Consider the following 8,537-nt stretch of genomic DNA (forward strand, 5'->3'; position numbering starts at 1 on the left):
ACATTACTCTTTTGTTGTGCCTTTTCTGCACTTGTTAATGTATTGTCAGCATCAATTTCACCCTTCACCTTGGTTGCTTCACTATCTAGGTTAGCTTTAGCGGCTTCCTTTTGGTCCGCTACACTCTTACCTGGTACGTGTTGCGCATCAATGTCCTTAACACCTTGGTCATATGCTGCGTTAGCATTATTTAAATCGGATGATACATCAATCTTAGCTTGATCAATGTTTTTAACACTGTCTACATTATTCTTTTGTTGTGCTTTTTCTGCACTTGTTAATGTATTGTCAGCGTCAATTTCACCCTTCACCTTAGTTGCTTCACCATCTAGGTTGGGTCTTAAACTGTAAACAACATTTATATTGTTTACATTATCAGAAGAGATAGGTCCGACAGTTACACCAGCAATTACTTTCTGTGAATCTTCGTTAATAACGTAGTTTTTAATTACAGGAGATACTGTATCACTAAATTTGTAATCTGGCTTATCCCAATCACTATATGTTACTTCACCAGTCACTTCATCAACTTTTGCAGTTCTTGTAAAAGTTACATGATAGTTAGTAGGATTGTATATAACATTACCATTCGAATCCACATAATTAATAGTTTGATTTACACTCTTGCTCAAACTATCCTTATCGGTTCCGTTTGGCCACTTTGGTCCATCCGGGTTAGCTGGATTAATTGGTTGTCCAGGTTCGCCTGGTTGATCTGGTGTTACCGTATCTACTTTGTGTGAGAACATTACTGTAAAATCTTGTTCTATCCCACCTATATAGTTCTTACTGTCATCACCGTGATTGTCACTTAAAAGAGAATATCCCATTTTTTCAAAATTAGAAATTTTTGAACTTGTTGTTAATCCATCACCTTGAGAATTGTCGCCATATGAACTATCAGTTAATCCTATATTATTGTTATTTTCGTCAACATAATTGATTTTATTTATACCATTTATAAGATTTACTGCAGTATAATTAACGTCTAAAACAGGTTTTGATGGTTGTAGTGGCTTAAATAAATTAGGGATAGCAGCTGATTGTCCAACCAAACTAGAAGCTACGGTAGCCCATACAAATGGAAAAGAATCAAAGGATGAAGCATCCCTAGTAAATCTCACTGAATTATTAGATCCTGTTAATTTTACGATAGATGAACCATAGTATGAGTACTGACTACCTGCCGAATCCCACAAATGTCCATCAGGAGTGGTAGGATTACCATTATCTGAATACATTGCAGTCCCGCTACTTGTTGCATGTTTTGTAACAGAAGAACCATTAAGTTGATATGGATGAGCATCCGAATCATTACTTACAAAAATTCCTTCCCTATGATCAGACCAGTTATTTAAACTACCAATTACTAAATATGCATTACTTTCATCATTCAAAGGAATTAAATTACCACTATCATCGTAGTATTCTGTCTTCATCGTTACACCTGACGAAGCCCCAAAAACAAATCCATGAGATGGATTATGATAAATTGTTAGTGCCGGTGTAGTGTAATTAACTGCAGCAATACCGCTACTAAGGCTTTTCAAAAAAGCACTACCAGCATATGGTTGTGACGACAAGTTAGAAAAAGTTTCTACAATCTTTGAAATATTATGTTTTACTCCAATAATATCTTGATAGTATGAGTTTTTTAAATTTGTAAAACTCGCAACAGCAACTTGTCCGCCATTATAGCTACCTGTTCCGTCATATGAGATTCTGCTAGCTTGTTCCGAATCAGAAACACCTGCATTCTTAATAGGAGACGTTGAATTATTATTGAGGATTAATCCATTACCAACGCCCGAAACACTCAATTTTGCATTAGGTTCATCACCAAGATCTAACTGTTGTGTTAACAATGAAGCATCTATAATGCCTTGATTTTGCAATTGTTTAGCTTTATTGATTTCATCAGAATATTTATTCAACTGATCATTGTAATAATCTAATTTATTTTGATAATCACTTAGGTGAGCTTTATAATTATTAACCGCTTGTGTTATCTCATTTATTTTATTCTGATTATAGTTTTGAACATCAGTAGCATCAGAAACGGCTTTATCTTTAACCATTTCGTTCTTTTGATTACTACTTTCATTAAAAACTACACCGTTGTTTTTTGCACTATCGACTGAGTTTTTTAAGTCCTGACTATTACTTGGAGTGTAATCTTGTGACTTACTGGTATTAGGAACCTGAGTAACGGGAATAGCAGAATCTTTTGAATCATTATTACTATTGGATTCTCTATTACTAATCGATTCATCGGTACCGTTTGTATTATTGGTACTATGCTTTGACGAATTAGTACCACCAGAGCTATTGTTACTGCTATTCGATGAGTCAGTACCACTAGTGCTATTGTTACTGCTATTCGATGAGTCAGTATCACTAGTGCTATTGTTACTGCTATTCGATGAGTCAGTATCACTAGTGCTATTGCTAATACTTGATGCGCTTGATGATGTTTGCGTCTCACTAGCAAAAGCAACATTTGAATTGGACTCAATTACTGTTGCTGCCCCGATTAAGGCAAAAGATGCAATTGATAAGACTATCCAATTCTTTTTAACTTTTCTCATAATTTTTTTATCAGAGTTTTTTCTGAACTGTTTATGATTATAAAGCATTTTACCACCCTCTCATATGAAAATACATTCTATACAAAACGAAGTATACATCCATATATTATCGAATCAAGGCGTGTTATCATTGACATACCAGCAACTGATTGACTTTTTGTCACCGATTATTTCATTGATTTACATTAAGTTTTAATTAAACCGTGTTTTAACGCATTGATAATGACAAAAAATATATTGTTTAAGTTTTATTTAAGTTTTATGAAAGTTGGCATATTGTTTAATTACATTCGTATCGTTCTTTTTAAAATTAGCTCTAATCTTTCATCCGGATCAATCTTGAAGAAAAAACTAACATCTGAGAAAAAAGATAATAAACGTTTTAATTTAAGAATTGCATTTGAATTCTTACTTGTAAAAGACATCTTCAACTTATTAATTTCTAGTACTCTTAACATTTTAATTATATTCAACAATTCATAGTTGAATATATAGATATCAATTTTTCGATTATTCAATTCTTTTTCTAGCAAATTATCCAAAGCATGGTTAAGTGCTCTGATTTCTATGTTTATTTCATTTGAATCAAATGTTTTTTCTGAAACTACATATTCTATCCCATCTTTTATAATTACAAAAGCCCATGCAGCATTTTTAATTTTTAAATTCTTATCTAAAACTCCACGAGAATATACTTTTATTGAATTACTGCTTTTCTGATTTCTTTTCATAATTTTCCTCCTAATGTAATTGTTTTAAAAAGCTATACTATTCGATTGTGAATTAATTAACTTTCAACATTATTTTATTTTTTATTTATTTACTAATTATTCATTATCGATATACATGGTTCTATAAAATAAAATGTTTAATATCATCTGATGACAATTAGTTTATAAAGTTGAATTTCACTAATTTTTATAATTAATTATGAAATGATAAAGTAAAGTAAATATTATATTTGTGAGGTACAAAATAAAAAATGAAAAAACTATCATTATCGTTAATAGTGGAAGGTTTCTTTCTTGGAGTAATCATCGAGGGTTTTATCGTTATAATTTATTCAAATATAGGAAACTCTATTAGATTATCACCCGTTTTACTATTAATATTTTCAGCTTTCATGATATTCCTTGGGATAGCAGTACTATATATTTTTTTGGATAGTATATTAAGAAGCGCCGATACTGAGCATTTCAATTATTTAACACAATTCTTATTTTATGATCTTTCAATAATACTTGGAGGATATATCATAAGGATGTTATTAAGTTTATAAAAGCTTAGAGAGGAATAATTCTATGCATAAAAGATTTATTTATATAGTCATTGATATGGCATCAATGGGAATAAAAACTGGATTCACAATGTTCATTCTTTGTGAATTGACACAATTGCTTTGGTTTTCTCCAACTGGAAACGATTTGTTTACTATAGTTTTTGCAATAATCTCCATGATTGTTGCATCTATTATTTTTTATGAAAGTAACAAAAAATATTTTCCTTTATCAGATAAAAATGTATTAATAAATTTATCTTTGTTCATCTTATTCTTTTTTGTTGGTATAATTTTTGCTCTATTATTGATTAATACATTACTTTATATATAAATTTCATTATTAAAAAAGACACATAATTATTTATGCGTCTTTTTTTGTTGATTACTTAATAGTTCTAACTAAATTTTTGTTTGAGCTCACATATCTTCCATCACTTAGTTGTAATCTGTACGTGGTTCCTAGCTTCTTGACTGCTTTTACCTTCAAGACTGTTCCACGTTTGTATGACTTCACGTACTTACTTAACTTACTGTTCTTGTATGCACGTAGTCCCTTACCGATTACCTTAACCTTGTGCACGTTCTTACTGTAATACAATGGTCTCATGTATGAAGGTTTAGCGGTGATGTAACCCCACTTCTTATGATCTACTCTAAATAGACCTTCCTTCTTGCTTACAATTTGATATACCTTGTATCTCTTTAGTCCGTGCTTACTCTTTGTTTCTCCTACAATTGTGAACATTACCGCATTTGGACGATTATGTTTTTTATACCCTTGTAGGCGATTCTTCTTACTAAAGCTTGTGCTGGAATATCTGTAGAATCCTTTAACCATGTACACTCTACGTGGTGCTAATTTAAATCTGAATGGTTTACTTCCGTTATTTCCATGATTATTAGATTTTTTAATTTTCTTATAAGCTTTTTTTACAATTCTGTTAACTTTTGAAGATTTTAATGGTGCCGCACTACTTGTTCCGCTTGTTGCGGCTTCACTAGTGGCACTACTTTCTGCACTAGATGGTGCCGCACTACTTGTTCCGCTTGTTGCAGCTTCACTAGTGGCGCTACTTTCTGCACTAGATGGTGCCGCACTACTTGTCCCACTTGTCGCAGCTTCACTAGTGGCGCTACTTTCTGCACTAGATGGTGTCGCACTACTTGTTCCGCTTGTTGCAGCTTCACTAGTGGCGCTACTTTCTGCACTAGATGGTGTCGCACTACTTGTCCCACTTGTCGCAGCTTCACTAGTGGCGCTACTTTCTGCACTAGATGGTGTCGCACTACTTGTCCCACTTGTTGCAGCTTCACTAGTGGCGCTACTTTCTGCACTAGATGGTGCCGCACTACTTGTTCCGCTTGTCGCAGCTTCACTAGTGGCGCTACTTTCTGCACTAGATGGTGCTGAACTACTTGTCCCACTTTTTGCAGCTTCACTAGTGGCGCTACTTTCTGCACTAGATGGTGCTGAACTACTTGTTCCGCTTGTTTTTCTTATTTCTATATTTTCTTCTAATTGATTATCATTTGCTTGAAATTTAGACGATCCAACAAATTCATAGCCGGTTGGTAATTCTGTAGATACATCAACCATTTCATCTTCAGGAACCACAAGTTTAGTCGACTTTATAGTCTTTCCTTCATCAGTTAAATTAACGGTGATATTCAAATTTTTGCTTATATAGAATGTTTTAACCGAATTTGCATCTTCACTTCCAGTAAATGTAATAATGTTAGTATTTCCTTTTGTTAAAGAGTAACCTGATGGGATATTCATTACTAGAGGGGAAGAACTAATATTTGCTAATCCCTGAGCTAACAATGTATTTCCAACCTGTTGACCTGTTTTGCTGTCCACAAATTTAACCATTGCTCCTCGCCAAGAATTAGTTGCTGCTTTTACCACGTTTTCTGGATAATTACTATTGTTATCTTCAGTATTGTCGTAGTTATTTGTATCGAATTGGTAAATTTGTCCGTTATCTAAGTAAAGAATCTTTCTATTCCCACCAAAGCTTTCAAACCTCACCTTTCGACCATCAAAGTCTGCTCCTGTAACTAACATTATTAAATGACTTTTGATTTTTTCTGGTTGGTTATTATATGGGAAATATTCATATGGTTGTTCTAATTGGAACCAAAACATTTTCCCATCATTGATATTCTCTGTTGAGAACTTTGATAAATCAAGATATCTTAGTTTCACATCATTGATAAACATATAATCTACCTTTTGTACCTTTGGAGCATATACATTAGATAGATTTAAAGAATCTAATGAAACGTCGTAAGCAAACCAATATGTCATATCTGTAACGTTACTATAATCTAGCCCATTTATACCAGTCACGACCTCAAGATTATAGCAATTAGCAAACATGCCATACATATTTTCTACACTATGTGTATTAATACCATTAAGATTAATAATATTGATTTTTTTGTCAGCGTTGAACATTTGATTCATGCTAACTACATTAGAAGTATTCCATTTACTAATATCTATGTCTTTTTCTAAATTATGATCTTCGGCAAAAAGTCCATCCATTACTTTTGTATTAGAAGCATCCACTTTATCTAAGCCTTCAATATCCGTCAAATTATTAAAGTTACCAAATGTGTATCCTGCATTAACTGGTAAAAATACAGGTGATTTTATTATTATTTTTTTAACATCTTTTTTAAAGTTAATATCACCGGGTTGCCCATCCTGAGTAAGGGTCCCGGGTTCACCATTATCTTGTCCATTGATGGTTAAAGTTTTACTTTGCTCATCGAAAGTTACGTTAGCAGTTCCCCACTTTAAATATCTAAAACTGTCAGAGTTTGCATTAATCGATTTATTAGAATTGTTATTACTAGGATTAACAACATCTGCATTAACAATATTTTTCTGAGATTGATTAAAAGAATATAATCCAATAATTCCAAAAGAAGCAATCGATAAAACTGCCCACTGTTTTTTTACTTTTTTAAGTATCTTCTTTTCACTATTCTTATTTGTATATTTTTTGTTATACATAGTAATCACCTGCTAAAAAATTTTTACAGGGCAATTATATTCTTATATTCAATCTATTCAACACGTCTATATGCTCGTAACATCAATGTTCATGGATTTTTTGTCATATAGTTAAACACTTTATACCTAAAAATAGCAGGACTGATAATTTAGATGAATAAAAAATATACTAATTAAAATTAATATAAATTTTTTAGCATATTCTATACAATTAAAAAATAGATTATAAAAAGGGTAATAGAATATATAAAAATAAATTCTATTACCCTTTTTATTAAAACATAAATCAATGTATCTTAATTCCACACACATCTGCAACCGAAGAATTTATAATCTTTTTAAATGATGGTTCAAATTCCTCTGGACTGGTAGGAATTGCTTCAGAAATCCATAATAACATCGCATTTAACATCATTCTAAAGAAAAATTGAACCGCGAAATCCTTCGATAATTTAAGAACTTTTTCATCATAGTGATCAAAATATTTAATGAAATATTTTGAGTATCTTTTTACAATAAAATCGAAAAAAGATGGTTGGTAATATTTATATAATATTTTAGTATAATCTCTGTTTTCGTAAACAAGGGGAAGTATTCTATGCGTCATAATGTCCATATAGTTTTTGTTTTCTGGAGATATATCTTCAAAAACTTCATCGATAGACTTACACATTAACTTTTCAACATAAATAATTATGTCATTTTTATTCCTAAAATGGTTATAAAAAGTTCCTCTAGAAAGTCCGCTGTTAACAATTATTTCATCAATACTTATCTCGTTAATATCATTATGAACCGTTAAATTCAAAAAACTGTTAACTATCATCTTTTTTGATTTATCTTTAATTCTCATATCATATCCTCCACTGCAAAAAATTTTAATCTAAAAATAATAACAAACAAAAGCCGTCTTACCAATATAAACAGTAAGGCGGTTTTCTTCTATTTAGATTTATCCTTAAATCTTATTTTTTTCTTTTCTTGATTCCAAAGATACCTAAAGTTAACGAAATTAATAGTAATGCTAATCCACTTAATTCAACCTTTGATTCATCTGCTTCTCCGGTTTGTGGTAATTTACCATGTTCTTTTCTACCATTTTGTTTATTTGATGGTGTTGGATTATTTATTTCAGAAGTTGGTGTTACTTTTTTGTATTGAATATTAATTACCTCATCTTCACTATTTTCATTAACTTCGGTAGCTTCAACAATCTTTTCATTACTGTTTGTTAATTTGTATCCTGTAATAGATGGGCTAACAGCTTTACTCCATCTTGATTCAGTTGATGACCAGTTACCGTAGGTTACTTCTCCTGTGACTTCGTCTACTTGTGCTTCACGAGTGAAAGTAACTGTTTGTACAATTGTTTCATGTAGTTTTTTACCATTTTCGTCTACATAATTTATTGTTCTAGTTACACTCTTGCTCAAACTATCCTTATCAGTCCCGTTTGGCCACTTTGGTCCATCCGGGTTATCTGGATTAATTGGTTGTCCTGGTTCGCCTGGTTGGTCCGGTGTTACCGTATCTACTTTGTGTGCCAATGTTACGGTGAAGTCTTGTTCTTTATCATCACTATTGAACTTAACTCCATTCACTGGGTAGGTGTTACTTACCACCACGTATCCTTGATCACTGTACT

At 32.0% G+C, this 8,537-nt stretch carries 6 protein-coding genes; 1 reads left to right on the top strand and 5 read right to left on the bottom strand.

What is annotated here, in order from left to right; all coding sequences use genetic code 11:
- Positions 1-2,636, bottom strand: a 2,636-nt coding sequence (locus ACOMA7_RS07575; RefSeq protein ID WP_421393117.1) for a mucin-binding protein, incomplete at its 3' end; no start/stop codon positions are given.
- Positions 2,637-2,872: 236 nt separating this feature from the next.
- Positions 2,873-3,319: a hypothetical protein gene (locus ACOMA7_RS07580; RefSeq protein ID WP_421393120.1), complete on the bottom strand. Its 447-nt coding sequence runs from the start codon at positions 3,317-3,319 to the stop codon at positions 2,873-2,875.
- Positions 3,320-3,889: 570 nt separating this feature from the next.
- Between ACOMA7_RS07580 and ACOMA7_RS07585 the strand changes: the two genes are divergently transcribed.
- Positions 3,890-4,198, top strand: a complete 309-nt coding sequence (locus tag ACOMA7_RS07585) for a hypothetical protein (protein ID WP_421393123.1) — start codon at positions 3,890-3,892, stop codon at positions 4,196-4,198.
- Positions 4,199-4,249: 51 nt separating this feature from the next.
- Here ACOMA7_RS07585 and ACOMA7_RS07590 read toward each other — a convergent pair whose 3' ends face one another.
- From ACOMA7_RS07590 to ACOMA7_RS07600, 3 genes are all read right to left on the bottom strand, one after another.
- The gene (locus tag ACOMA7_RS07590; protein WP_421393125.1) at positions 4,250-6,892 is read right to left on the bottom strand and encodes a BspA family leucine-rich repeat surface protein; all 2,643 of its coding nucleotides are present in this window, start codon (positions 6,890-6,892) and stop codon (positions 4,250-4,252) included.
- A 286-nt stretch (positions 6,893-7,178) separates the two neighbouring features.
- A complete protein-coding gene (locus ACOMA7_RS07595; RefSeq protein WP_421393128.1) occupies positions 7,179-7,745 on the bottom strand; it encodes a TetR/AcrR family transcriptional regulator in 567 nt (188 codons plus the stop codon).
- A 112-nt stretch (positions 7,746-7,857) separates the two neighbouring features.
- On the bottom strand, positions 7,858-8,537 hold a 680-nt coding region (locus ACOMA7_RS07600), incomplete at its 5' end, for a mucin-binding protein (protein WP_421393131.1).

The sequence above is a fragment of the Apilactobacillus intestinapis genome (assembly GCF_049166695.1).
Lineage (GTDB): Bacteria > Bacillota > Bacilli > Lactobacillales > Lactobacillaceae > Apilactobacillus > Apilactobacillus kunkeei_C.

Excerpts from the sequence above, each read along its gene's own strand:
- ACOMA7_RS07580 (WP_421393120.1), bottom strand. The coding sequence starts at position 3,319 with ATGAAAAGAAATCAGAAAAGCAGTAATTCAATAAAAGTATATTCTCGT.
- ACOMA7_RS07585 (WP_421393123.1), top strand. The coding sequence starts at position 3,890 with ATGCATAAAAGATTTATTTATATAGTCATTGATATGGCATCAATGGGA.
- ACOMA7_RS07590 (WP_421393125.1), bottom strand. The coding sequence starts at position 6,892 with ATGTATAACAAAAAATATACAAATAAGAATAGTGAAAAGAAGATACTT.
- ACOMA7_RS07595 (WP_421393128.1), bottom strand. The coding sequence starts at position 7,745 with ATGAGAATTAAAGATAAATCAAAAAAGATGATAGTTAACAGTTTTTTG.